Source organism: Streptomyces sp. NPDC002328, from assembly GCF_042890065.1.
GTDB lineage: Bacteria > Actinomycetota > Actinomycetes > Streptomycetales > Streptomycetaceae > Streptomyces.
Genome location: NZ_JBIARQ010000032.1, coordinates 35,620 through 60,397, shown reverse-complemented (window position 1 = coordinate 60,397; position 24,778 = coordinate 35,620). Strand labels below are relative to the sequence as shown.

Annotated in this window: 22 protein-coding genes; 4 read left to right on the top strand and 18 right to left on the bottom strand. The window is 73.1% G+C overall.

The features are described from left to right. Positions 1–132 precede the first annotated feature (132 nt). The 8 genes from ACFYX4_RS39155 to ACFYX4_RS39120 form a co-directional block, all read right to left on the bottom strand. The gene (locus ACFYX4_RS39155; RefSeq protein WP_351089562.1) at positions 133–630 is read right to left on the bottom strand and encodes a hypothetical protein; all 498 of its coding nucleotides are present in this window, start codon (positions 628–630) and stop codon (positions 133–135) included. Between the two features lie 155 nt (positions 631–785). After that, positions 786–1,388: a CGNR zinc finger domain-containing protein gene (locus tag ACFYX4_RS39150; protein WP_389344400.1), complete on the bottom strand. Its 603-nt coding sequence runs from the start codon at positions 1,386–1,388 to the stop codon at positions 786–788. 61 nt (positions 1,389–1,449) lie between these two features. After that, positions 1,450–2,367 (bottom strand): universal stress protein, encoded by a 918-nt coding sequence (locus ACFYX4_RS39145; RefSeq protein WP_389344398.1) that lies wholly within the window; start codon positions 2,365–2,367, stop codon positions 1,450–1,452. 144 nt (positions 2,368–2,511) lie between these two features. Next, complete coding sequence (locus ACFYX4_RS39140) at positions 2,512–2,754, bottom strand: DUF397 domain-containing protein (protein WP_389344396.1); 243 nt, start codon at positions 2,752–2,754, stop codon at positions 2,512–2,514. Between the two features lie 82 nt (positions 2,755–2,836). Further along, positions 2,837–4,003 carry a thiolase domain-containing protein gene (locus tag ACFYX4_RS39135; RefSeq protein WP_389344394.1) on the bottom strand — a complete coding sequence of 389 codons (1,167 nt, stop codon included), beginning with the start codon at positions 4,001–4,003 and terminating at the stop codon, positions 2,837–2,839. Then, the gene (locus ACFYX4_RS39130; RefSeq protein WP_389344392.1) at positions 4,000–5,061 is read right to left on the bottom strand and encodes a thiolase domain-containing protein; all 1,062 of its coding nucleotides are present in this window, start codon (positions 5,059–5,061) and stop codon (positions 4,000–4,002) included. The genes ACFYX4_RS39135 and ACFYX4_RS39130 overlap by 4 nt, the downstream gene beginning before the upstream one ends. Further along, complete coding sequence (locus ACFYX4_RS39125; protein WP_389344390.1) at positions 5,058–5,999, bottom strand: Zn-ribbon domain-containing OB-fold protein; 942 nt, start codon at positions 5,997–5,999, stop codon at positions 5,058–5,060. The genes ACFYX4_RS39130 and ACFYX4_RS39125 overlap by 4 nt, the downstream gene beginning before the upstream one ends. A 31-nt stretch (positions 6,000–6,030) precedes the next feature. Continuing rightward, the gene (locus ACFYX4_RS39120) at positions 6,031–6,831 is read right to left on the bottom strand and encodes a crotonase/enoyl-CoA hydratase family protein (protein ID WP_389344388.1); all 801 of its coding nucleotides are present in this window, start codon (positions 6,829–6,831) and stop codon (positions 6,031–6,033) included. Positions 6,832–7,016: 185 nt separating this feature from the next. On the opposite strand from ACFYX4_RS39120, the gene ACFYX4_RS39115 reads away from it, so the two are divergent. Further along, positions 7,017–8,627: an acyl-CoA synthetase gene (locus tag ACFYX4_RS39115; protein ID WP_389344386.1), complete on the top strand. Its 1,611-nt coding sequence runs from the start codon at positions 7,017–7,019 to the stop codon at positions 8,625–8,627. Positions 8,628–8,688: 61 nt separating this feature from the next. Here the strand turns inward: ACFYX4_RS39115 and ACFYX4_RS39110 are convergent, their stop codons facing one another. Both ACFYX4_RS39110 and ACFYX4_RS39105 read right to left on the bottom strand, forming a co-directional pair. Beyond that, positions 8,689–9,552, bottom strand: coding sequence for an alpha/beta fold hydrolase (locus ACFYX4_RS39110; protein ID WP_389344384.1), 864 nt, complete (start codon positions 9,550–9,552; stop codon positions 8,689–8,691). 85 nt (positions 9,553–9,637) lie between these two features. Beyond that, the gene (locus ACFYX4_RS39105; protein ID WP_389344382.1) at positions 9,638–11,143 is read right to left on the bottom strand and encodes an acyl-CoA synthetase; all 1,506 of its coding nucleotides are present in this window, start codon (positions 11,141–11,143) and stop codon (positions 9,638–9,640) included. 325 nt (positions 11,144–11,468) lie between these two features. Between ACFYX4_RS39105 and ACFYX4_RS39100 the strand changes: the two genes are divergently transcribed. Continuing rightward, complete coding sequence (locus ACFYX4_RS39100) at positions 11,469–13,901, top strand: penicillin acylase family protein (protein ID WP_389344380.1); 2,433 nt, start codon at positions 11,469–11,471, stop codon at positions 13,899–13,901. A gap of 3 nt (positions 13,902–13,904) precedes the next feature. Here ACFYX4_RS39100 and ACFYX4_RS39095 read toward each other — a convergent pair whose 3' ends face one another. Genes ACFYX4_RS39095 through ACFYX4_RS39080 form a run of 4 tightly spaced genes read right to left on the bottom strand, consistent with a single transcriptional unit; the run spans position 13,905 to position 19,416 of the window. Beyond that, positions 13,905–15,485, bottom strand: a complete 1,581-nt coding sequence (locus ACFYX4_RS39095) for an acyl-CoA synthetase (protein WP_389344378.1) — start codon at positions 15,483–15,485, stop codon at positions 13,905–13,907. Continuing rightward, a complete protein-coding gene (locus tag ACFYX4_RS39090; protein WP_389344376.1) occupies positions 15,482–16,606 on the bottom strand; it encodes an NAD(P)H-dependent flavin oxidoreductase in 1,125 nt (374 codons plus the stop codon). Before ACFYX4_RS39090 ends, ACFYX4_RS39095 begins: the two co-directional genes overlap by 4 nt. A 54-nt stretch (positions 16,607–16,660) precedes the next feature. Further along, positions 16,661–17,773, bottom strand: coding sequence for an ABC transporter substrate-binding protein (locus ACFYX4_RS39085; protein WP_389344374.1), 1,113 nt, complete (start codon positions 17,771–17,773; stop codon positions 16,661–16,663). Then, complete coding sequence (locus ACFYX4_RS39080) at positions 17,770–19,416, bottom strand: phytoene desaturase family protein (protein ID WP_389344372.1); 1,647 nt, start codon at positions 19,414–19,416, stop codon at positions 17,770–17,772. Before ACFYX4_RS39080 ends, ACFYX4_RS39085 begins: the two co-directional genes overlap by 4 nt. 216 nt (positions 19,417–19,632) lie before the next feature. Between ACFYX4_RS39080 and ACFYX4_RS39075 the strand changes: the two genes are divergently transcribed. Further along, entirely contained in the window at positions 19,633–20,487 is an 855-nt protein-coding gene (locus ACFYX4_RS39075) for an NUDIX domain-containing protein (protein WP_389344370.1), read from the top strand. A gap of 66 nt (positions 20,488–20,553) precedes the next feature. Here the strand turns inward: ACFYX4_RS39075 and ACFYX4_RS39070 are convergent, their stop codons facing one another. The 3 genes from ACFYX4_RS39070 to ACFYX4_RS39060 all read right to left on the bottom strand — a co-directional run bounded on the left by ACFYX4_RS39070 (position 20,554) and on the right by ACFYX4_RS39060 (position 23,101). Continuing rightward, positions 20,554–21,399, bottom strand: a complete 846-nt coding sequence (locus ACFYX4_RS39070; RefSeq protein ID WP_389344368.1) for an oxygenase MpaB family protein — start codon at positions 21,397–21,399, stop codon at positions 20,554–20,556. Positions 21,400–21,408: 9 nt separating this feature from the next. Beyond that, positions 21,409–22,623 (bottom strand): acyl-CoA dehydrogenase family protein, encoded by a 1,215-nt coding sequence (locus ACFYX4_RS39065; RefSeq protein ID WP_389344366.1) that lies wholly within the window; start codon positions 22,621–22,623, stop codon positions 21,409–21,411. A gap of 103 nt (positions 22,624–22,726) precedes the next feature. Then, the gene (locus tag ACFYX4_RS39060) at positions 22,727–23,101 is read right to left on the bottom strand and encodes a ferredoxin (RefSeq protein WP_389344364.1); all 375 of its coding nucleotides are present in this window, start codon (positions 23,099–23,101) and stop codon (positions 22,727–22,729) included. 224 nt (positions 23,102–23,325) lie between these two features. On the opposite strand from ACFYX4_RS39060, the gene ACFYX4_RS39055 reads away from it, so the two are divergent. Beyond that, entirely contained in the window at positions 23,326–23,691 is a 366-nt protein-coding gene (locus ACFYX4_RS39055; protein ID WP_389344362.1) for a DUF6479 family protein, read from the top strand. Positions 23,692–23,717: 26 nt separating this feature from the next. Here the strand turns inward: ACFYX4_RS39055 and ACFYX4_RS39050 are convergent, their stop codons facing one another. Continuing rightward, positions 23,718–24,590, bottom strand: a complete 873-nt coding sequence (locus tag ACFYX4_RS39050; RefSeq protein ID WP_389344360.1) for a fructosamine kinase family protein — start codon at positions 24,588–24,590, stop codon at positions 23,718–23,720. Positions 24,591–24,778: the final 188 nt, after the last annotated feature.

The window sequence follows — 24,778 nt, the reverse complement described above, 5'->3', positions numbered from 1 at the left end:
CACCTGGCACATCGCACCGGCCGGTGCATGACCGCAGGGGCTGTCCGGCCTCACGGCCGGACAGCCCCTCACCAAGATCTTCATCGGCCTTCTAGGGCGTGTTCCGAGAGTAGCCTCGCCCGGTCCTGGCCCTCAGCCCTGCTGGAAAAGCTCCGCCGGGAGCGGCTTCAGCAGGGCGTACAGGTCGTCCGTGATGGGGCGGTCCCAGGCGGCGATGGTGACGAGGACGTTGTCGCTGCGGTCGAACTGCACACAGGAGATACGGCTCTCGGAGAGCTTGAGGCGGCGCACGATCAGCAGGTTGTCGCCCTGCATCACCGGCATGTCCTCGGTGCCGACGACGGTCACCTCCTCGTCGTTCTCCAGCGCGAGCAGCAGCTGGGCGACCTCGAAGGGCACCTCGCCCTCTTCCACGTCGCGGGCCGGTGAGCCCTCGGGGAGATTGCCGATGATCATCGCCGGGCCGCGCCCGCCGAAGAGGTCGTAGCGCAGGAAGACGCCCTGGCAGGTGCCGTCGGGCGCGGGCAGCAGGCCGGCGCCGAGATTGCCGGGCCAGTCGCCCGGATCCATGGCCAGGACGTCGAAATCGGGCCCGGCGGGGGTGGCGCTGCGGCGGCGGAGGAACGACATGCCGCAATGGTACGGGGTGCCGTCCGGCGGTGGCGCGGGGAGATGCGGCTCGTTGTCGGGTGCGGGTCCGGTGGGGGCTGGTCGCGCCCGCGCGGCGGAGCCGCATATCGATACAGCCCCGCGCCCCCTGAGGGGGGTGGCAGTTGCCGTTTGTGTCAGGTGGCCGGGTGTTTGTGGCGTTCGTGGTGGCGGGCGACTCTTGCTCTGTTGCCGCAGGACGGTTTGCACCATTCCTGGCGGGGGTGGTCCTTGAGGAAGTAGCGGACGCAGCGGGGGGCGTGGCAGGCGCGGAGGCGGTGGCGGTCGGGGCCGGTGAGGAAGGCGATCGCGGCCTGGGCGAGGACGGCGGTGAGGTCGCCCGCCTCAAGTACGGGCCGGCGGTCCAGCTCGGGGTCGGCGTTCCGCGTCCAGCGCAGGACGGGGACGGTGGGGGTGCGGGCGGCGGCGGCGTTGAGGCGGTCGAGTGCCTCGGGCACGGGCAGCAGACGGGCGGCGTCGGCGGGGCTCGGCTCACCGGGGCGTACGGCGTGGGCGAACAGGGCGCGGACGGCGGCGCGCAGGTCACGGACGGCGGTGAGGGCGGTGTCGTCGGCGGCGTGGCCGGTGGCATCCGGAAGGTCGTCGGCGTGGGCGTGGATCCAGGCGGTGAGGCCGGCCGGGTCGGCGAGGTCGTCGGCGACCCCGCCGTGTCCGTCGTGCCGGACGGTGAGCGCCAGGTCCAGGGCCAGGCGGGTGTCGGCGGGGGACGCGTGCAGCATGGGCCTAATGATAGACCTGAGGTCTTCCATTAGGGGTGTCCAGGGTCTCCGATCAGCCCGCTCATTCCTCGGCCGGGCTCGGCGGGACCACCGCCACCGGGCTCGCCGCGTGCAGGAGCACCGCGTGGGTGACCGAGCCCAGCATGCGGGCGGGGGCCAGGAGACGGCGGCGGTGGCGACCGACGACGAGCAGGTCGGCGTCCTTCGAGGCCGCGACGAGATGGCCGGCCGCGTCGCCGGGCGACGGGCGGACGTCGGCCCGGACTCCGGGGTGGCGGTCGCGGTGAGCGGAGAGGAAGCCCTCGGCGAGGGTGCGGGTCTCGTGGGCGACGGCGTGCTGGTCGACGGGCGGCGGCAGCAGTTCGCCGGGGGCGGCCCAGGTCTGGACGGGCCAGGGGTAGGCGGCGACCACCTGAAGGCGGGCGTCGCGCAGGGCGGCCTCGGCGAAGGCGAAGCCGAGGGTGGCGTCGTCGGGGCTGTCCACGTTGAGGCCCACGACCACGCGGGGGCCGGGTCCCTGCTCCGGGCCGCCGGCCTGCGGGCCGTCGGCCTCGCGGCCGGGCCGGGGCACGATCACGACGGGGCATTCGGCGTCGCGGGCGGCGGTCAGGCTGTTGGAGCCGAGCAGCAGGCCGACGAAGCCGCCCCGGCCCCGGGAGCCGAGCACCAGCAGCTCGGCCTCGGCGCCCAGTTCCGGCAGGAGTGCGCCCGGCGCGCCGTCCAGGCCGACGTACTCGGCGGCGCCGGGGAGGGCGGGGCCGCCTTCCAGGTGTGCGCGGGCGTCGGCGAGCACCGGGTCCTCGTCCGGCGGCGGGGGTGCGACGACCGTCCCGCCGGGCGGGGTCCAGACGGCGTACTGGCGTACGTGCGCGACACGCAGCGGGGCCCCGCGTCGGCGGGCGGCGTCGAGGGCCCAGTCGAGGGCGCGCCGGCTGTCGTCGGAACCGTCGACCGCCACGGCGACCGGCAGGGTGCTCATGGTCCTCACCTCCGGGATACGACCTTCGTCCTGCTGGGCTCAGCCTGGCTCAGGCCGCGGCGCAGGCCGGGTCCCAGAGGTCGCGTGTCCGGAAATCGAGGGGGAACTCCGCCGGTTCGGCCCGACGCGGCGGGTTCACGGGTCTCAGGTCAGGTCGAACTCCCCTTCGCGGGCCCCCGACACGAACGCGCCCCACTCGGCGGGGGTGAAAATCAGGGAAGGGCTCTGGGGGCTGCCGCTGTTGCGCATCGCGATGAATCCCTCGACGAAGGCGATCTGGACATCCCCCAGGCCCCGGCTGCTGGACTGCCAATCCGCCTTGCTGAGGTCCAGCTCCGGCTTGTCCCAGCCCGCGAACGGCTGCTGCTGGATGGTGCTCTCGGCCACGTCCGTGCTCCTCCCGGTTCGTCGTCCGCGGCCAGCCTAGCGATCGGTCACGTACCCCGACAGAGCACGTGAGGGGGACCTTTCAGGACTCGGGTGGCCGCGCTCCCACGAGCCACATGGAGAAGAACTGGGAGCCGCCGCCGTAGGCGTGGCCGAGGACCTTCTCGGCCCTGTCCACCTGGTGTTCCCCTGCCTGGCCGCGCACTTGGAGGGCCGCCTCGGCGAAGCGGATCATGCCGGACGCGCCGATGGGGTTGGTGGAGAGGACCCCGCCGGACATGTTGACGGGCAGGTCGCCGTCGAGTTCGGTGACCCCGGCCTCGGTGAGCTTCCAGCCCTCGCCCTCGTCGGCGAAGCCGAGGTTTTCCAGCCACATGGGCTCGTACCAGGAGAACGGCACGTAGATCTCCGCGGCGTCGATGTCCCGGCGCGGGTCGCTGACGCCGGCCTGCCGGTAGACGTCGGCGGCGCAGTCCCGGCCGGCGCGCGGGGAGACGAAGTCCTTGTCGGCGAAGAGGGTCGGTTCGCTGCGCATCGCGCCGCCGAGCATCCAAGCGGGCGGGCGCGGTGAACGGGCGGCCCCGGCACGGTCGGTGAGGATCATGGCGCAGGCCCCGTCGGACGACGGGCAGGTCTCCGAGTAGCGGATGGGGTCCCACAGCATGGGCGAGGCCTGCACCTTCTCCAGGGTGATGTCGTGCTCGTGGAGGTGGGCGTAGGGGTTCTTGAGGGCGTTGCGGCGGTCCTTGTAGGCGACGAGGGAGCCGATGCCGTCGGGCGCGCCGCTGCGCCGCATGTACGCGCGCACGTGCGGGGCGAAGAAGCCGCCCGCGCCGGCGAGCAGCGGCTGCTGGAAGGGGATCGGCAGGGACAGGCCCCACATGGCGTTGGACTCGGACTGCTTTTCGAAGGCGAGGGTGAGGACGGTGCCGTGGACGCGGGAGGCGACGAGGTTCGCGGCGACCAGCGCGGTGGATCCGCCGACCGAGCCGGCGGTGTGGACGCGCAGCATGGGTTTGCCGACGGCGCCGAGGGCGTCGGCGAGGTACAGCTCGGGCATCATGACGCCCTCGAAGAAGTCGGGCGCCTTGCCGATGACGACGGCGTCGACGTCGGCCCAGGTCAACTCCGCGTCGTCGAGGGCGCGTCGGGCCGCCTCGCGCACCAGTCCGGCGATCGACACGTCCCGGCGTGCGGCGACGTGCTTGGTCTGGCCGATGCCGACGACGGCCACGGGTTCCTTGCTCATCGCGGATCCCCTTCGAGTACGGCGACCAGGTTCTGCTGGAGGCACGGGCCGGAGGTGGCGTGGGCGAGGGCGCGGTCGGACTCGCCCCGGTGGATGCGGGCGGCGGCCTCGCCGATGCGGACGAGTCCGGCGGCCATCATGGGGTTGGCGGCCGGCGCGCCGCCGGAGAGGTTGACGCGCACGCTGTCGTCGAGGCGCAGCGCCTTGCGCAGGACGACCTCCTGGGAGGTGAACGGCGCGTGCAACTCGGCTGTGTCGACGGGGCGTTCGAAGGCACCGGCGCGTTCGGCGGCGAGGCGGGCGGAGGGCGAGTCGGTGAGGTCGCGGACGCCCAGGGAGTGCGCCTCGGTGCGGTGGTCGAGGCCGCGGATCCAGGCGGGCCGGGAGCACAGTTCACGGGCGCGGTCCCCGGCCGCGAGGATGACGGCGGCGGCTCCGTCGCCGACGGGCGGGCAGTCTCCGGTGCGCAGGGGCCGTACGGCGTAGTCGCCCCGGGGGGCCGAACCCCTCAGCTGGGCATGGCGGTTGAGGGTGGCGGCGCGTCGGCTGCGGGCGCCGATCGCGGCGAGGGCCGGTTCGTCGGTGTCGCCGGCGTCGATCAGGGCCTGGGCCTGGAGGGCGGCGAGGGCGACGGAATCGGGCCACAGGGGGGCCACGTAGTACGGGTCGAGCTGGCGGGTGAGGACGTCGCGCAGCGAGCCGGGCGAGGACTTGCCGTAGGAGTAGACGAGCGCGGTGTCGGCGTCGCCGGTGAGGAGTTTGGTCCAGGCCTCGTACAGGGCCCACGCGCCGTCCATCTCGACGTGGGACTCGGAGATCGGCGGCCAGGCGCCGACGCCGTCGAGGGCGAGGGTGAAGGAGAAGGCGCGGCCGGCGAGGTAGTCGCTGGAGCCGGAGCAGGTGAAGTCGATGTCGGCGGTCTTCAGGCCGGTGCGCTCCAGGACCTGGTGCAGGACCGGCATGAGCATCTCGACCTCGGAGAGCTCGTCGGTGGAGCGCAGGACGTCGGTCTGCGCGAAGGCGACGACGGCGATGTCACGGACGGGCTCTGGGGTCACAGGAGCTCCTTGTAGGCGTCGTAGTCCGCGTCGGGCTCGCCGGTGGGCCGGTAGTGGTCGGGGTAGCGGGCGTCGTCCGTCCACACGGGTTCGACGCGCAGGCCCATGCGCACCTGGTCGTAGGGGATGCCGCCGATGCGTCCGTGCAGGGCGAGGTCCGCGCCGTCGAGGGCGATGTGGGCGTAGACGTAGGGGACTTCGATGTCCAGGTTCTTCGCCTTGATGTTGACGATGCAGAAGGTGGTGACGGTGCCGCGGGGGCCGACCTCGACCTGTTCCGCGGTGGGGACACCGCACGCGGGGCACGCGCCGCGGGGCGGGACGTACACCTTGCGGCAGGACGGGCAGCGTTCGCCGACGGTGCGGCGCTCGGAGAGCGCGGCGATGTAGGCGGACTGGGCGCGGCCCGGGGAGTAGGTGTAGTCGAGGCGGGCGTGGGCGACGATGCCGGTCACCCGGTCCTCGAACTCGCCGGTGTGGCCGCCGGGTTCGGCGGGTTCGCCGTCGTACGGCTCGAAACAGGCGATGTCGGTGATGGCTCCGGTGCGCTCCTCGGCCCAGCGGACGCGGACACGCATGCCGGTGCGGACGGCGTCGGGGCCGGGGGCGTCGAGGGCGTGCAGCAGGGCGGTGTCGGCGCCGTCGAGCCGGACGAGGACCCAGGCGAAGGGGGTGTCGAGGGGCTGGCCGCGCCGGGGGGCGTGGTTCCAGGCCCAGGTGGTGACGGTGCCGGTCGGGGCGACTTCCACGAGGTCGCGGATCTCCTCGGCGGTGACGGGGTCGTACTCGACGGGCGGGACGAGCACCCGGTCGTCGCCGGTGCGGACGCCGAGGACGACGCGTTCGCGCAGGCCGGTGAGGAAGGCGCTCTGGACGGGGCCGAGGGAGCGGGTGAAGGGGAACTCGACGACGAGGGGCGCTTTGAGGACTTCGGGCATCGGGGCTTGCCTCCTTCGAGGACCGGCGCCGTCACGCGCGCCGGTAGACGGGCGGGCGTTTCTCGGCGAAGGCGCGGGCGCCCTCCTTGGCGTCGGCGGTGTCGAAGACGGGCCAGCCGCGGGCGAGTTCGGCGGCGAGGCCGTCGGTCTCGGTCATCTCGGCGGTGTCGTACACCGACGCCTTGACCGCTTCGACGGCGAGCGGGCCGCAGGCGTTGACGCGTTCGGCGATCTCGAGCGCCTTGTCCAGGGCGGAGCCGTCGGGGACGACATGGCCGACGAGTCCGACGGCGGCGGCTTCCGTCGCGCTGTACGGGCGTCCGGTGAGGAGCATCTCCAGGGCGTGGGTGCGCGGGATCTGGCGCTGGAGGCGCACGGTGGAGCCGCCGATCGGGAAGAGGCCGCGTTTGACCTCGAAGAGGCCGAAGGTGGCGGACTCGCCGGCGACGCGGATGTCGGTGCCCTGGAGGATCTCGGTGCCGCCGGCGACGCAGTAGCCCTCGACGGCGGCGATCACCGGCTTGCGGGGGCGGTGGTGGCGCAGCATCGCCTTCCAGTGCAGGTCGGGGTCCGCGTCCAGCCGGGCGCGGTACTGCTGTCCTTCCATGCCCTTGCCGGCCAGTGCCTTGAGGTCCATGCCGGCGCAGAACGCGCCGCCCGCGCCGGTCAGGACGACGGAGCGGACCGCGTCGTCCTCGTCGGCCTCGATCCAGCCGTCGTACAGGCCGACGAGCATCGGCAGCGACAGCGCGTTCTTCGCTTCGGGCCGGTTGAGCGTGAGCACCAGTGTCGCGCCCTCGCGCTGCACGGTGAGGTGTTCGGTCCCGCCCATCGCCATCTCCCCTCTGACAGAACGAGAACAGGTTGCAGGAGGCGGGGAGGCACTTCAAGGGTTTTCTGACAGGTAGTCAGATTTCTTGGCGCGGACCCTTCCCACTTGCCGCGCCCTTTGCTCTGATGACCGGCGAACCGTCACAGAACGTCCGAGCGCCAGGCCGTCCTGGGTCAGGAGGAACGGTGGAGTACAACCTTGCCGACCTGTTCGAGTCGGTGGTCGACGTGGTGCCGGACCGCGAGGCCCTCGTCCACGCGGACCACCCGGGTACCGGGGCGGAGCGCCGGCTGACGTACGCGGAGCTGGACGCGGCGGCCAACCGCATCGGGCATCACCTCCTCGACAGCGGTATCCGCCCGGGCGAACACGTCGGGCTGCACCTGTACAACGGCGTCGAGTACCTCCAGACGGTGCTCGGCTGCCTGAAGGCACGGATCGTGCCCGTCAACGTCAATTACCGATATGTGGCAGAGGAGTTGGTTTACCTCTATCGGGACGCGGACCTGGTCGCGCTCGTCTTCGACGCGGAGTTCTCCGGCCGGGTGGCGGGGGCGCTGCCCCAGGCTCCGGCGCTGCGGCATCTGATCCGGGTGGGCGGCGAAGCGGAGGGCGTCTCCGCCGTGTCGTTCACGGAGGCCGAGGCGGGCGGCTCGCCCGAGCGCGGGTTCCCGGACCGCTCCGGGGACGACCAGTTCATCATCTACACCGGAGGCACGACCGGGCTGCCCAAGGGTGTGATGTGGCGTCAGGAGGACTTGTTCTTCGCCGGGTTGGGCGGGGGCGCGCCGACCGGTGAGCCGGTGAAGAAGCCGGAGGAGCTCGCCGAACGGGTGGCGGCCGGCGGGTCCGGGATCACGTTCTTCCCCACTCCCCCGCTGATGCACGGCACCTCCACGCTGACCGCGTTCATCGGCTTCCACTTCGGGCAACGCGTGGTCATCCACCGCAAGTTCGTGCCCGAGGAGGTGCTGCGGACCATCGAGAAAGAGAAGGTCACCAGCATCTCCCTGGTGGGCGACGCCATGCTGCGGCCGCTGATCGACGCGCTGGAGGGGCCGATGAAGGGCACCGACTGCTCGTCGGTCTTCAGCGTCTCCTCCTCCGGGGCGATCATGTCGGACACGGTCCGCCGCCAGTTCCGGGCGCTGCTGCCGGGCGCGCTGCTGCTGAACAACTTCGGCTCATCGGAGTCCGGCTTCAACGGTACGGCGACGGACGACTCCGGCCCCGAGCGCGGCTTCCGCGTCCGCGTCAACTCCCGTACGCAGGTGGTCGATCCGGTGACCCACGAGCCGGTCGCGGCCGGTGAGGTGGGCCGGGTCGCGCAGCGCGGTCACGTGCCGCTGGGCTACTACAACGACCCGGCGAAGACGGCCGAGACGTTCTTCGAGAAGGACGGCGAGCGCTGGGTGCTGCTCGGCGACATGGCCACGGTCGACGAGGACGGCGTGGTCGTCGTCCTGGGCCGGGGTTCGCAGTGCATCAACACCGGTGGCGAGAAGGTGTATCCGGAGGAGGTCGAGCAGGCTCTCAAGGCGCACCCGGACGTGTACGACGCCCTGGTGGCCGGCGTGCCGGACGCGACCTGGGGCAACCATGTGGCGGCCGTGGTGCAGTTGCGCGGCGGCGCGGCCTCTCCCTCGCTGGAGGACATCCAGACCCACTGCCGCAGCCGTCTCGCCGGCTACAAGATCCCCCGCCAGCTGGTGATCGCGGACGCCATCCGCCGCTCACCGAGCGGTAAGGCGGACTACCGCTGGGCCAGGGAGGTGGCGGCGGAGGCGGACGCCTGAGGCGGGCCCGCGGACGGGACGTGTGGGGCACGCCCTACGGCCGAGGCGAGCCCGCGGCGGCTTACGGCTGCGGCGAGCCCTCGGCGGCGAGGAAGGCGGCCGTGCGGTCGGTGAACCGCTTCGGGTCGTCCAGCCACGGGTAGTGCCCGGCACCGGGCTGGACGGCGAACTCGGCGTGCGGGAAGGCGTCGGCGACGAGCCGGGCGAGGCCGGGGCACGGGCCGCCGTCCGCCTCGCCGGCGAGGACCAGCACCGGGGCGGTGACGTCCGCGAGGGCGGAACGCAGCGCGGGCGGATCGTAGGCGCCGGGCCCGTGGAAGGCCTCCTCCGCCTCGACGACCGCCCGTTCCTCCATGCCGGCGGCGTGGGCGCGGGCGGTGTCGTCCCAGCGGCCGTAGAAGAAGCCGGTCAGGGCGGCGAACTCGGCGTCGGTGACCTCCTCGCCCGCCAGCCAGGCCCGCAACGCGGGGTAGGCGTCCGCGAACCACGGCTCGTCCTTCCGCAGCCGGGCCGCCGTCAGCCGCTCCTCGGGCGTGGCCGGCCGGCCCAGCGCCCAGGGGATCACGGTGACGAGCGCCAGCCGCGCCACCCGGCGGGGGTACCGGGCCGCGTACAGCATCGCGAGGCTGCCGCCCGCCGAGTGGGCGAGCAGGTCCATCCGGTCGAGGCCCAGATGGACGCGGAGCGCCTCCACGTCGTCGATCTGCCGGTCGCAGCGGTAGGTCGCCGGGTCCGCCGGGACGGCCGAGTCGCCGGTGCCGCGCAGGTCGAGCAGGATCAGCCGGCGGTGGGCGGTGAGTCCGCCCAGGTCCCCCAGGTACACGGAGGCCTGCATGGGCCCGCCGGGCAGGACGACGAGCGGATCGCCCTCGCCCCTGACGTGATAGGCCACTTCGGTTCCGTCGGGTGCGGTGAAGGTCGGCATGCGCCGATCTTGGACGGGACGGCGTCCGTGTGCAACGCGGTTCCCTTCCGCGACGACGCGTCCGCGTGGCCGGGCGGTTCCGCGTCTACTCGATGAAGCGCGCCCGGAGTTCACGCTTGAGGATCTTGCCGCTGGCGTTGCGCGGCAGTTCGTCCACGAACAGCACCCGCTTGGGCGCCTTGAACGCCGCGAGCTTCTCGCGGGCGTGGGCGAGGAGTTCGTCCTCGGTGACCTCGCCGCGCGCGACGACGACCGCCGTGACCGCCTCGATCCACTTCTCGTCGGGCAGCCCGATCACGGCGGCCTCGGCGACCGCCTCGTGCGTGTACAGCGCGTCCTCGACCTGGCGTGAAGCGACCAGCACACCACCGGAGTTGATGACGTCCTTCACCCGGTCGACGATCGTGAAGAAGCCGTGGGCGTCGCGGACGGCGAGGTCCCCGGAGCGGAACCAGCCGTCGCGGAAGGCCTCGGCGGTCTCCTCGGGCTTGTCCCAGTAGCCCTCGCACAACTGCGGGGAGCGGTAGACGATTTCACCGGGCGTTCCGTCGGGGACGTCCTCGCCGTTCTCGTCGACCACGCGCGCGTCGACGAAGAGCACGGTGCGTCCGCAGGAGTCCAGGCGGCCCTTGTGCTCCTCGGGGGCGAGGACGGTGGCGAGCGGGCCGATCTCGCTCTGGCCGAAGCAGTTGTAGAGGGCGAGCTTCGGGAGGCGTTCGCGCAGCCGCTCCAGCACCGGGACCGGCATGACCGACGCGCCGTAGTAGGCCTTGCGCAGCCCGGTGAGCTCGCGGTCGGCGAAGTCGGGGCGGTTGGTGAGGCCGATCCACACGGTGGGCGGGGCGAAGAGGCTGTCGACGCGGCCCGCCTCGACCAGGTCGAGGAGCGTGTCGCCGTCCGGCGCGTCGATGATGACGTTCGTCGCGCCGGCGGCGAGGTAGGGCAGCAGGAACACGTGCATCTGCGCCGAGTGGTACAGCGGCAGCGCGTGCGCGGGGCGGTCGCCGGCGCTCAGGTCGAGGGCGGAGATCGCGCTCAGGTACTCGTGCACCAGGGCGCGGTGGGTCATCATCGCGCCCTTGGGCAGGGCCGTCGTGCCGGAGGTGTACAGGAGCTGGACCAGGTCCTCGGTGCGCGGCTCGGGGCCGTCGTACGGGGCGGCCCCGGCGAGCCGGGCGAGCAGCGAGTCGTCGGCGTCGCGCAGGGGCAGCGTCCGTACGCCGTCGGGGAGCCGGCCGGCGAGGTCCGGGTCGGTGAGGACCAGGGCGCTGCCCGACTGGCCGAGGATGTAGGCGAGGTCGTCGCCGGTGAGGTTCTGGTTGACGGGGACGTGCACCAGCCCGGCGCGGGCGCAGGCCAGGAAGGCGACGAGGTAGGCGTCGGAGTTGTGGCCGTAGGCGCCGACCCGGTCGCCGGGGGCGAGGCCCTGGTCGAGCAGGACGCTCGCGGCGCGGGAGACGGCCTCGTCGAGCTCCTCGTAGGTCCAGGTGCGGTCGCGGTACTCGACCGCGACGCGTGCCGGGGTGCGACGGGCGCTGCGCCGCAGCACCCCGTCAACGGTACTGCCGGTACTGCCGTGTCCGGGCGTCATGGCACATGATCCTCGGGCGGCGACCGGAACAGGTCAAGTCGACCGCACGCAAGCCGCGCACGCCGGCCGCCGATCCCCGCCGACGCCGCCCCGGTCCCCGCCGACGCCGCCCTCGTCCCCGCGCGCGCCCCGGTCTCCGCCGACGCCGCCCCGTCCCCACGCGTGCCCCGTCCCCGCCGACGCTACCCCCGTCCCCGGGCACGCCCCCAGCCCCGCCCCCCGCGCACGTCGGCACACCCCCCGCACCTCAACACAAGCCCCACGCCCCGCACATACCCGCTGGTACGCTCAACCGCCCCTTCCCTCACCGCAGTTGGGAGGCACTATGCGCACCCGTATGAGACGGCTGGCCGTCGCCGCCGTCGCCCTGCTCACCGCCACGGCGACCCTGCCGGCGTCCGCGGCCGAGCGGCAGGCCCGGCCGGACCGGCAGGAGCGTCACTCCGCCGGCGGGCTGTCCGCCGTCATCCGCTACACCGAGTACGGCATCCCGCACATCCTCGCGCGCGACCACGCGAACCTCGGTTTCGGCACCGGCTGGGCGCAGGCCGCCGACCAGGTGTGCGTGCTCGCCGACGGTTTCGTGACCGTGCGCGGGGAGCGGTCACGGTACTTCGGGCCGGACGCGGCACCGGACTTCTCCGTCTCCTCGGCGACCCGCAACCTCTCCAGCGACCTGTACTTCCGCGGGGTGCGGGAGGCGGGCACGGTGGAGCGCCTGCTCGCGCGGCCCGCGCCCGCCGGTCCGAGCCGTGCCGCGAAGGAGCTGATGCGGGGCTTCGCCGCCGGGTACAACGCCTGGCTGCGGCAGAACCGGATCACCGACCCGACGTGCAAGGGCGCCGCGTGGGTGCGCCCGATCACGACGCTGGACGTGGCCGCGCGCGGCTACGCGCTCGCCGTCCTCGGCGGCCAGGGCCGCGCCGTCGACGGCATCACGGCCGCCCAGCCGCCCACGGCGACCTCTCCCGCCGTGTCCGCCGCCAAAGTTGCCGCCGAGACGCCCGACGCCCAGGCCACCGCCCGCGCCGCCGCCGAGCTGTTCGCCGCCGACTCCGCCGACATGGGCTCCAACGCGGTCGCCTTCAGCGGGGCCACCACGGCGAACGGCCGCGGTCTGCTGCTCGGCAACCCGCACTACCCCTGGCAGGGCGGCCGCCGTTTCTGGCAGTCGCAGCAGACCATCCCGGGCCGGCTGAACGTGGCGGGCGGCTCGCTGCTCGGCACGCCCACCGTGTCCATCGGGCACAACGACCGTGTCGCCTGGAGCCACACCGTGGCCACCGGCGTCCCCCTCAACCTGCACCAGCTGACGTTGGACCCGGCCGACCCGACGGCGTACCTGGTGGACGGCAAGCCCGAGCGCATGACGCGCCGGACGGTGACCGTCCCCGTCCAGGGCGGCGCGCCGGTCACCCGCACCCAGTGGTGGACCCGGTACGGCCCGGTGGTCACCGGCCTCGGCGCCTCCCTGCCGCTGCCCTGGACCGCGACCACGGCCTACGCCGTCAACGACCCCAACGCCACCAACCTGCGCGCCTCCGACACCGCCCTCGGCTTCGGCACGGCGCGCGGCACGGCCGACGTCCTGGCCGCCCTGCGCCGCACGCAGGGCCTGCCGTGGGTGAACACCGTCGCCGCCGATGCGCGCGGCCGCACCCTGTTCACCCAGTCCCAGGTGCTCCCCCGCATCACCGACGAGCTGGCCCAGCGCTGCTCCACCCCGCTCGGCAGGGTGACCTATCCGGCGTCCGGGGTGGCGGTCCTGGACGGCTCGCGCGGCGACTGCGCCCTCGGCCGCGACGCCGACGCCGTCGAGCCGGGCATCTTCGGGCCGGCGAAGCTGCCCACGCTCCAGGACGCCCCGTACGCGGAGAACTCCAACGACAGCGCCTGGCTGGCCAACGCCGACCGGCCGCTCACGGGCTACGAGCGCGTCTTCGGCACGATCGGCACCGTCCGCTCGCTGCGGACGCGGGGCGCGATCGAGGACGTGGCGGCGCTGGCCGGTCGGGGCGGCCTCACCGTACGGGACCTGCAACGACAGCAGTACGCCAACCGGGTGCCGGCCGCCGATCTGGCCGCGGCCGACGCGGCGAAGGCGTGCGCGGCGCTGCCGGGCGGGACGGCGACGGGCAGCGACGGCAAGACGGTCGACGTGGGCGAGGCGTGCGCGGTGCTGGCCGCCTGGGACCGCACGACCGACACCGGCAGCCGGGGCGCGCTGCTCTTCGACCGCTTCTGGCGGAAGTTCCCGGCCGCCCAGCAGTGGAAGGTCCCGTTCTCCGCGTCCGACCCGGTCCGCACCCCGAACACGCTGAACACCGGTTCGCCCGCCTTCACTTCGGCTCTCGCGGACGCGGTCGCCGAGCTGCGCGCGGCCGGCATCCCGCTCGACGCCCCGCTCGGCGACCACCAGTTCGTCGTACGCGGCGGACAGCGCATCCCTGTGCCGGGCGGCACCGAGGCGCTCGGCGTGTGGAACAAGGTCGAGGCCATGTGGAATCCGGCGGGCGGCGGCTACACCGAGGTGTCGACCGGCTCCAGCTATATGCAGGCCGTCGGCTGGGACGGCAGCCGCTGCCCGGTGGCCCGGACGCTGCTGACGTACTCCCAGTCGTCGGACCCCGGCTCGCGTCACCACGCCGACCAGACGCGGCTGTTCTCCGGAGAAAAATGGGTGACGTCCCGGTTCTGCGAGAAGGACATCCTCAACTCGCCCGCCCTGAAGGTGGTTCGGGCGGGCGAGCGCCGGTGACTCTCACAGGGGCTTGCTGCGGCCCTCCCAGTACGGCTCCCGCAGCCGGCGTTTGTACAGCTTGCCGTTGGGGTCGCGGGGCATGTCAACGATGAATTCGACGCTCTTGGGCCGCTTGTAGCCGGCGAGCCGTTCGGCGCAGTGGGCGAGGAGGGCGGCGGCGAGACCGGGACCGGGCTCATGGCCGGGGGCCGGTTCGACGACCGCCTTGACCTCCTCGCCCCAGTCGTCGTGCGGGATGCCGAAGGCGGCGGCGTCGGCGACGGCGGGGTGGGCGAGGAGGGCGGACTCGATCTCGGCGGGGTAGATGTTGACGCCGCCCGAGATGATCAGGTCGATCTTGCGGTCGCGGAGGAAGAGGTAGCCGTCCTCGTCGAGGCAGCCGAGGTCGCCGACGGTGAAGAAGTCGCCGATGCGGTTCTTGCGGGTCTTGTCCTCGTCCTTGTGGTAGCTGAAGCCGCCGGTGGTCATCTTCATGTAGACGGTGCCGAGTTCACCGGGCGGCAGCCGCTCGCCGTCGTCGTCGAAGACCGCGAGCTCGCTGATGGGCCACGCCTTGCCGACCGTTCCCGGCTTCTTCAGCCAGTCCTGCGCGGTGGCGAACGCGCCGCCGCCCTCGCTGGCCGCGTAGTACTCCTCGACGCAGTTCCCCCACCAGTCGATCATCGCCCGTTTCACATGGTCCGGGCAGGGCGCGGCGCCGTGGATGGCGTGCCGCATCGAGGACACGTCGTAGCGGGCGCGGACGTCGTCCGGGAGGGCGAGGAGGCGGTGGAACTGGGTGGGAACCATATGGGTGTGGGTGCAGCGGTGGGCGTCGATGAGGCGGAGCATCTCCTCGGGCGTCCACTTGTCCATGAGGACCAGACGGTGGCCGATGTGCAGGGACGCGCCCGCGAACTGGAGGACGGCCGTGTGGTAGAGCGGCGAGCACACGAGGTGCGTGTTGTCGTCGAAGGGCCGGATGCCGAAGATGCCGAGGAAGCCGCCGAGGTAGGCCTCCTCCGGGGGCTTGCCGGGCAGCGGGCGGCGGATGCCGCGCGGGCGGCCGGTGGTGCCCGAGGTGTAGTTCATGACCCAGCCGAGGGTGCGGTCGGCGGGCGCCGACTCCGGCTGTCCGTCGAGGAGTTCGGCGTACGGGCGGAAGCCGTCGACCTCGCCGACGGCGTAGCGGTGGGTGGCGGGGAGGCCGGCCTCGTCAGCCGCGCGGGCCGCCTGGTCGCCGTAACGCTCGTGCGCGAGAAGGACTTTGGCACCGGAGTCGGAGACGATCCAGGCGATCTCGGGGCCCACGAGGTGGTGGTTGACGGGGACGAGGTAGAAACCGGCCTGGCTGGCGGCGAGGTAGGCGGTGAGGAACTCGGCCGAGTTGGGCAGCACGACGGCGAAGGCGTCGCCGCGTTCGAGGCCGGCCGCGCGCAGCCCGTGGACGAGGCGGTTGGCGGCGGAGTGCAGCCGCCCGGCGCTCCACTCCTCGCCGTCCGGCGCGATCATGACGGCGCGGTCGGGGTCGGCGGTGGCCTGGGCCCAGAATCCGGCGGGGGGTGTGTTCCGCGCGTTCTGGGCGCTGGGCGTGCTCGTCACTGGCCGCTCCTTCCGGCGATGCGGTTGACGCGGTCCACGGCCTGCTCGAAGCCGCGGGTGAGGTCGTCGAAGACGGCCCGGACGCTGCGGACGTCGTTCATGCGGCCGACGATCTGGCCGACCGGGGTGCCGAGCAGCGGGTCGACCTCGTACTTCTGGATCCGGGAGACGGCCTCGGCGACCAGCAGTCCCTGGAGGGGCATCGGGAGGGTGCCGGGCCCGTCCGGGTCGTCCCAGGCGTCGGTCCAGTCGGTGCGGAGCTGCCGTGCGGGTTTGCCGGTGAGGGCGCGGGAGCGGACGGTGTCGCCGGAGCCGGCCGCGAGGAGCTTGCGGGTGAGGGCGGGCGAGTGCAGGTCGGCCTCGGCGGTGGTCAGCCAGAGCGAGCCGAGCCAGACGCCCTGCGCGCCGAGGGCGAGGGCGGCGGCGATCTGCCGTCCGCTGCCGATGCCTCCGGCGGCGAGCACGGGCAGCGGGGCGACGGCGTCGACGACCTCGGGGGTGAGCACCATGGAGGCGATCTCGCCGGTGTGCCCGCCGGCCTCGTAGCCCTGGGCGACGACGATGTCGATGCCGGCGTCCTTGTGCTTCTCCGCGTGCCGGGCGCTGCCCGCGAGCGCGGCGACCAGCACGTTCCGTTCGTGGGCGCGGGCCACGACGTCGGCGGGCGGGGAGCCGAGGGCGTTGGCGAGCAGCCGGATCGGGTAGTCGAAGGCGACGTCGAGCTGACCGCGGGCGACCTGTTCCATCCAGCCGGTGATGCGCCACCCGGACGCCTCGCCCTCGGCCAGTTCGGGCACGCCGTACTTGGCGAGGGTGTCCCGCACGAACTGCCGGTGCCCCTCGGGGATCATCGCCTCGACGTCGGCCTCGCTCAGTGTCTGATTCTGTGGGGCCTCCACCTTCTTCGCGGGCATGACGACGTCCAGGCCGTAGGGGCGGCCCTCGACGTGCGCCTCGATCCAGTCGAGGTCGCGTTTGAGGTCGTCGGGGGCGGTGTAGCGGACCGCGCCGAGCACGCCGAACCCGCCGGCGCGGCTGATGGCCGCGGCCACGGCGGGGAACGGCGTGAAGCCGAAGACGGCGTGCTCGACTCCCAGTTGGTTGCTCAGCTCCGTCTGCATGGGCGCAGGATGCCGCAGCGGACATGCCGACGGAAGAGGTTTTCTGATGCTCCGTCAGATTTCTGTTCCGGTGTGGAGGACCCGGAAGCGGTCGGGCTCCTTCGGATCCCGGTCGACGACCTGGACCGGCGGACGGGCCCACTGCCAGACGCCGATGCCCGGCACGCGGGAGAACCGGATCGGCCCCCGGGTGCCTTCGACGGCGACACCCGGCCAGGAAGCGGCGATGCTCGCCCGGTCCACGCCGTGAGCGCGCAGCATGTCGGCGAGGACGGCGATCGTGTCGTAGCCCTCGAAGGCGACGAAGGACGGCGCTCCGGCGAGCCGCTCGCGCAGGGCCACGGCGACGCGCGCGCCGAGCGGGGTGAGGCGCTCGGGCAGGTAGCGCAGGAAGGGGATCGCCGTGCCGTCGTCGCCCAGCAGCGTCGCCCATTCGGTGAACTCGGGCTGCCCGGCCGGAGCGCCGATCATCAGGCCGGCGAGGCGCTGGTCGCGGCGGACGGCCCGGACGATCGACACGGCCGGCTCCGGGGCGCCGACCAGCAGGAGGAGGGCCGTGGCGCGATGGGCGCCGAGTGCGTCGCACACGGCTTCCGGGGCGAGCGCGCCCATGTCGAGTTCGACGACGGCCCCGCCGCGCGGAGCGAGGTGGTCCCGCAGGATGCGGGCGCCGGATGCCCAGTAGACACTCGGCTGCGCTGCCACGGCGATGCGGCTGTGGCCCGCGCCGATGAGGAAGTCCGCGTAGACCCGCCAGCCGCGGGACTGCGGCGGGGAGAGCCGTGCGACCCATTCCGTCGGCTGTTCGGTGAGCGTGTCGAGCACCGCCGACGAGCACAGGAACGGCAGGCCGAGGGCGTCGGCGCGGGCGGCGGCGGAGCGCGCGACGACGCTGTGGTACTCCCCCGCCAGCGCGGCCACGCCCAGGCGGGCCAGTTCGTCCACGGCCGCCGCGGCCCTGAGCGGGTCGGCCGCGGTGTCCCGGACCAGCAGTTCGAGGGGTCTCCCTCCGATCCCGCCGGCGTCGTTGACTTCGCCAGCGGCCAGTTCGAGCCCGGCGAGCAGATGCCGGCCGGCCTCGTCCCACCCCGGCCGGGTCAGCGGGGCGAGGGCGCCGACGCGGACGGGTGATCCGTCGGTCCGCCCCGCTCCTGGTGAGGTGCTCATGCGTCGGCGTCTCCCTCGTGCCGGTCCAGCACCGCCATCGCCGCGTTGTGCCCCGGCACCCCGCTCACCCCTCCCCCGCGGACCGCGCCCGCGCCGCACAGCAGGACGTTGGCGTGCCGGGTCTGCACGCCCCAGCGGCCGGCGCCCTCCTGGGCGTACGGCCAGGCGAGGTCGCGGTGGAAGATGTTGCCGCCGGGCAGGCCGAGGTCGCGTTCCAGGTCGAGCGGGGTCTTCGCCTCGATGCAGGGGCGGCCCTCGGCGTCGGTGGCGAGGCAGTCGGCGAGGGGTTCGGCGAGATGGGCGTCGAGCTGGGCGAGGGTGGCCCTCAGCAGTTCCTCGCGGACGGCGTCGTTGTCGCGGGCGAAGAGACGGGCCGGGGTGTGCAGCCCGAACAAGGTCAGCGTCTGGTAGCCCCGCGCGACGAGGTCGGGGCCGAGGATGCTCGGGTCGGTCAGGGAGTGGCAGTAGATCTCGGACGGCGGGGCGGCCGGCAGCTCCCCTGCGGCGGCCTGGGCGTGGGCGGCGGCGAGCTGCTCGTAGCCCTCGGCGATGTGGAAGGTGCCGGCGAAGGCCTCGCGCGGGTCCACGGAGGTGTCCCGGAGCCGGGGCAGCCGCTCGAGCAGCATGTTCACCTTGAGCTGGGCGCCCTCGGCGGGGGCGGGCGGCTCGTCGCCGGTGAGGGCCGCGAGCGCCTGCGGGGAGGCGTTGACGAGGACGTGCCGGGCGGCGACGACGCCCTCGCCGTCGGCGGACCGGTAGGCGACCTCGGCGGCGTGGCCGTCGGTGGCGATCCGTACGGCCTCGTGGCCGGTGGCGATGACGGCGCCCGCCTCCCGGGCGGCTGCCGCGAGGGCGTCGGTGAGGCCGCCCATGCCGCCGACGGGCACGTCCCAGGCGCCGGTGCCGCCGCCGATCACGTGGTAGAGGAAGCAGCGGTTCTGCTTGAGGGAGGGGTCGTGGGCGTCGGCGAAGGTGCCGATCAGCGCGTCGGTCAGGACCACGCCCCGCACCAGGTCGTCCGTGAAGCGCTCCTCGATCGCCACGCCGACCGGCTCCTCGAAGAGGGTCCGCCACGCCTCCTCGTCGTCGACGCGCCGGCGCAGCTCCTCGCGGGTGGGCAGCGGCTCGGTGAGCGTCGGGAAGACCCGTTCGGCGACGCGGCCGGTCATGCCGTAGAAGCGCTGCCAGGCCTCGTACTCTTGTTCGCCGCCGGTCAGCCGCGCGAAGGCCTCGCGGGTGCGCTCCTCGCCGCCGCCGACGAGCAGCCCGGTCGGTCGTCCGCCGCGCTCCACGGGCGTGTACGAGGAGACCGTGCGCCCTAGGACGCGGAAGTCCAGGCCGAGGTCCCGCACGATCTTCCGCGGCAGCAGGCTGACCAGGTACGAGTAGCGCGACAGCCGGGCGTCCACGCCGGCGAACGGGCGGGTGGAGACGGCGGCGCCGCCGGTGTGGTCCAGCCGTTCCAGCACCAGCACGGACCGTCCGGCCCGCGCCAGGTAGGCGGCGGCGACCAGGCCGTTGTGGCCGCCGCCGACGATGACGGCGTCGTAGGCGCGGTCGCCGGGGTGCCGCTCATGGCCGGGTCCCCGGCCTTGGAGTTTTTGATGTCCCTGGTGTCGCTGGTGTCCCTCGTGTGCAGGCATGGTTCTTGGTAACACGAGGTGATCAAGGTCGGCCAGGGGTGCGTGCCCGGCCGCACCGCGCGGGGCCCCGGGCCGTCACCCGGGCGGCGACGAGCCCGCCCGGTTCTCCCCGGTGCGCGGGCCCGGCTCGCATACGATCACCGTGGCCTCAAGTGCCCTCCGGGACATGTGCGTTGCGTGCCAGTCCCGTGTGTTCGGAGACGAAGGGGACCCAGCATGGACGCCGAGCCCACCCACACCGCCGCGCTTCTGGTCAACCGGCGCGGGCAGTACCTGCTGCATCTGCGGGACGCCCACAAGCCGATCTTCGATCCGGGCGCGTGGTCGCTGCCGGGCGGGGCCATGGAGGGGGACGAGACCCCGGAGGAGTGCGTCGCGCGGGAGCTGATGGAGGAGGCGGGGATCGTCGTCGACGGGCTGGTCCGCTTCACCGTCATCGACAACACGCTTGTCTTTCTCGGTAGTTGGGACGGCGATCCGTCGCGGCTGGCGGTGACCGAGGGCATCATGCTCGCCTTCTTCGACCTCGCGACGACCGCCCACTTGACGATGGCGCCGTGGGCGGCGGAGGTCCTCGCCCGCCACCGTGCCGACGGGACGGCGGTCCCGCTTCCGCCGCGTCGGCACGGCGCGGGAGCCGTGCCGAACGTCGTCGGCGTGCACCTCTATCTGGAGCGCGACGGCAGGATCCTGCTGGGGCTGCGCCACCCCGACTCGGTCTTCGCACCCCTGGAGCACCACTTCCTGGCCGGCCACTGCGAACGGGAGTCGGCCGTGGCCTGTCTGATCCGGGAGGCCCGGGAGGAGGCCGGGCTGCTGATCGAGCCCGAGGACGTCGAGTTCGTGCACGCGATCCACCTCATCCACACCCAGGGCACCCGGCCGCGCCTCCAACTCGTCTTCCGGGCGAGGAAATGGGAGGGCGAGCCGAGCGTGCTGGAGCCGGACAAATGCGTCGGCTGGGACTGGTGGCCCCTGGACGCACTGCCGGAACCGCTGGTCCCGTACACCCGGGCGGCCCTCGACGGCATCCGGGCCGGGAGGCCGTACACGGAGCTGGGGTGGGAGTGACAGCGGCGGCGGGTGCGACGGCGGCGGTGGATGTGACGGCGGCGGCAGGCGTGACGGCGGCGCGGTCTACAGGTTCACCTTGTACGGCGCGGGACGCACCTCGGGCCCGAGCCGCGCCATGGCCCGCAGGATGTGCTTGGGCGGCAGCTGCCACCGCACCCGTGCCGGAATCGCGCGCAGAAGGGCGCCGGTCGCGCGCAGCCTCCGGGTGACGACGGCCGGGTGCGGGGCGCGTCTGCCGTACAGCTCGTGCGCGTACGACGGCAGGGAGCCGTAGGCCAGTTGTGCGACGTGCCGCCACAGCAGGGCACGGGCCGGGACGAGCAGGGGGTGCGTCGGCGGGCGGAGCAGGAAGTCGTCGACGGCGCGCGCGTCGTCCCCGGCGGCGAGTTCGGGGCGCACCTTCTCGAAGTACGCTTCCATGTCAGCGGTGTTGCCCGGTACTGCGTCGGGGTCGAGCCCCACCAGGCGTGCGCTGACGCGGTGTTCGGCCAGATAGCGGTCGGCGGCGGCGTCGCTGAGGGGGTAGCCCGAGCGGCGCAGGACGCGCAGGTAGGAGTCGATCTCGGCGCAGTGCACCCAAAGGAGCAGTTCGGGTTCGTCGACGCCGTAGCGCTCCCCGGTGTCCGGGTCGGTCGCGGAGAGCATGCGGTGGATCTTGCGAACGCGCGCCCCGGCCTTCTCGGCGGCCTCGCTCGTGCCGTAGGTCGTGGTGCCGACGAAGCTCGCGGTGCGCATGAGCCGGCCCCAGGCGTCCTTGCGGAAGTCGGAGTTCTCCATGACACCGCGCACGGCACGGGGGTGCAGGGCCTGGAGGTACAGCGCACGGATCCCGGCGACCCACATCATGGGGTCGCCGTGCACCTGCCAGGTCACGCTCGCGGGGGTGAACAACCCCGGGTCGGCCGTCATACGGGCAGGCTAACGCCGGACCCTCGGCATCCCCAGGCCGATCCAGGAGATGATCTCCCGTTGGATCTCGTTGTTGCCGCCGCCGAAGGTGAAGATGACGGCGGAGCGGTAGCCGCGTTCGAGTTCGCCGTGCAGGACGGCGCCGGCCGAGCCCTCCTGGAGGGCGCCGGGGGCGGCGACGATCTCCATCAGCCAGGCGTAGGCGTCCCGGCGCGCCTCGGAGCCGTAGACCTTGACGGCGGAGGCGTCCTGCGGGGTGAGGGTGCCGTTCTGCAACGCCCCCACCATCTGCCAGTTGAGGAGCTTGAGGGCGTCGAGCTTGACGTGCGTCTGGGCGAGCCGGCGGCGCACCCAGGGCAGGTCGACGACCCGGCGGCCGTCGGCGAGCTTGGTCTCCGTCGCCCAGCGCTGCACGTCGTGCAGGGCACGGATGGCCATGGTGCCGTGGGCGGCGAGGGTGACGCGTTCATGGTTGAGCTGGTTGGTGATCAGTCGCCAGCCCTGGTTCTCGGCGCCGACGCGGTGGGCGACCGGGACGCGGACGTTCTCGTAGTAGCTGGCGGTGGTGTCGTGGGAGGCGAGGGTGCGGATGAGGGTGCAGGAGTATCCGGGGGCGGTGGTCGGGACGAGCAGCATGCTGATGCCCTTGTGCGGCGGGGCGTCGGGGTCGGTGCGCACCGCGAGCCAGACCCAGTCGGCGGTGTCGCCGTTGGTCGTCCAGATCTTCTGCCCGTTGACGACGTACTCTCCCCCGCTCTCGGCTTCGCTCGAGCGGGAGGTGCCCCCATCCTCGCGCACCGCGCGCGTCTTCAGCGCGGCCAGATCCGTGCCCGCGTCGGGCTCGCTGTAGCCGATGGCGAAGTCGATCTCGCCGGAGAGGATCTTCGGCAGGAAGTACGCCTTCTGCTCGTCGGTGCCGTACCGCATGATCGTCGGGCCGACGGTGTTGAGCGCCATCAGGGGCAGCGGTACGCCCGCCTGGGCCGCCTCGTCGAAGAAGACGAACTGCTCGATCGGGGTCAGTCCGCGGCCGCCGTACTCCTCGGGCCAGCCGACGCCGAGCCAGCCGTCCGCGCCGAGCCGGCGGATGGTCGCCCGGTAGAAGCGCTTGGCGGCGACCGGGTCGGCGTGCCGGGCGTAGGCGTTGTCCGGTACCAACTCGGCGAAGTAGGCGCGCAGTTCGGTGCGCAGCCGCAACTGCTCGGGCGTGTGGTCGAGGTGCACGGCGCCTCCTGGCTTCCCAAGGCCGGTGTCCTGACGGCGCACACCGTAGAACGTGTTCCAGAAATTGGGAATGGGCGCGCGGCGCCCCGCTGGGTGTCGCGCTTCAGTTCAGGGTCGCGAGGAAGTCGGTGCAGGCCTGGGCGCAGGCGCGGCACGCGGCCGCCCCCTCCTCGGCGCCGGGCTGCTTGTCGAAGACATGGGCGGTTTCCAGGCAGACGGTCCGGCACCATTCCAGCTGGACGCGGATGCCCGCCTCGTCCATCCGGTTGTCCTCGCACAGCACACGGCAGGTCGCGTCGCAGACCTCCGCGCACATGATGCCCTTGCGTCGTACGAGTTCCTGCTGTTCCGTCCCGTCCGGATCCACGAGGCTCGCTCGCAGCGCACAGGCACGGGCACACTCGGTGCAGGCCTGCGCACAAGCGAAACGATCCTCCAGGAACCGGAAGAGTTCCTGTTGGGATGCTGTCGTAGTCACAACTCGCGGGTTGCCGGGACGGGCCGCGCCAAACCAGACGGGACCGGCCGCGCGCACAGCCGCGCAGACGGCCGCCCGTCCGGCCTCGCAGACAGCCGCGTAGACGGCCGCCCGCCCGGCCGCGCGCACAGCGGCCCGCCGGCCCCCGTCGCGACCCCGTGGGCACGGAGAGCGACGTGCGCCGACCTGGGGTTCATGTCCGATTACAGGGGTATTCGCACGATATGAGTACCGCAACCTCGCAGCTGGCCGCGTCGAGCGGTCTGCTCAGTCTGGCGATGTTCCTGGTCGGTATCGCCCTCCTGGCCGTACTGGCCGGCAGCTTCTGGCTGGGCGCGCGCGTCAAACGGAGTGAGCCGCCCCGGCCGCGTCCCGACGAGCAGCCGCACCTGCCGCCGGAAGGGGCGGTGCACGAGATCCGCGAGAACCGGGAGCCGGACGACGTGCCGGTGATCTCCAAAGGCGATCGCCCCCTCACCCCCTACGAACTCACCAACATGCGGACCCGGCCGAGCGGCTCGAAGTCCCGGCCACGCTGGAGCAAGGGCAGCAGCGGCTCGTTCGGCGGCGGCGGCCTGGGCGGCCACTAACGCCCCGGCCCCGGCCCCCGCCCCCCTCACTCCGACTCCGACTCCGCTCGCGCCACCACCCTCAGCGCCTGCTCCGCGTACTCACGGCCGAAGAGCACCGCGTGGACGAGGAGCGGGAAGAGCTGATGGAGCCCCACGCGCCCCCGCCATCCGTCGGCGAGGGGCGCGGTCTCGTGATAGCCGTCGAGGACCTCCTCCAGGTGCGGGCAGCCGAACAGGTCGAGCATCGCGAGGTCGGTCTCGCGGTGGCCGCCGTGCGCGGCGGGGTCGATGAGCCAGACGTGTCCGTCCTCGCCCCACAGGACGTTGCCGTTCCACAGATCGCCGTGGAGGCGCGCGGGCGGCTCGGCGGGGCCGGACAGCGCGGGGAGCCGCTCGCAGACGCGCTCGACGACGGCCGCCTCCGCCCGGCGCACGATGCCGTCGTCGACGGCGCGGCGCAGGTACGCCAGCACCCGGTGCTCGGCGTACCAGGCCGGCCAGTCGTCGCCCGTGACGTTGCGCATGGGGGCGAGCCCGATCCAGGCGTCCACCGGCCCGTCGGGCGGCGGGGCGCCGAAGGCGGGCGCGCCGGACGCGTGCAGGACGGCCAGGTCGCGGCCGAAGCGACGGGCGGCCCCGGGGCTCGGCCGGCCGGCCGGGACCCGGTCGATGACCAGCCGGTGTGCGTCGTGACCGTGCACGACCGGCACCCGGACCGCACCGGCGTCGGCCAGCCAGCGCAGCCCCGCGGCCTCGGCCCGCACCGCGCTCGGATCGTCACCGGCCTTGACCATCACGGTCCGCCCGTCGCCGAGGACCACCTCGACGAGCTGTCCTGACAGCACCCGTTCCCGCACCGCGTCCGCCCCGGCGAACCGTGCGGCCACGCTCCCAGCGGCTTCACCGGACCCGTCCACGCCCACAGCCTACGGTGCGACGTTCGCATGCCGCCGCCGCCCGCGACCTTCAGATTTATGTCCCCGATCACGCGGCGAACCTGTGACGCGTACGGGACGCCTGTGGCCAGCTTCGGGCGTGAACGGTCAGTAAGCGACATCGCCAGGCGGGGGCGGTGGGAAAGCGCTGTGATGTCCCTCATCGTCGC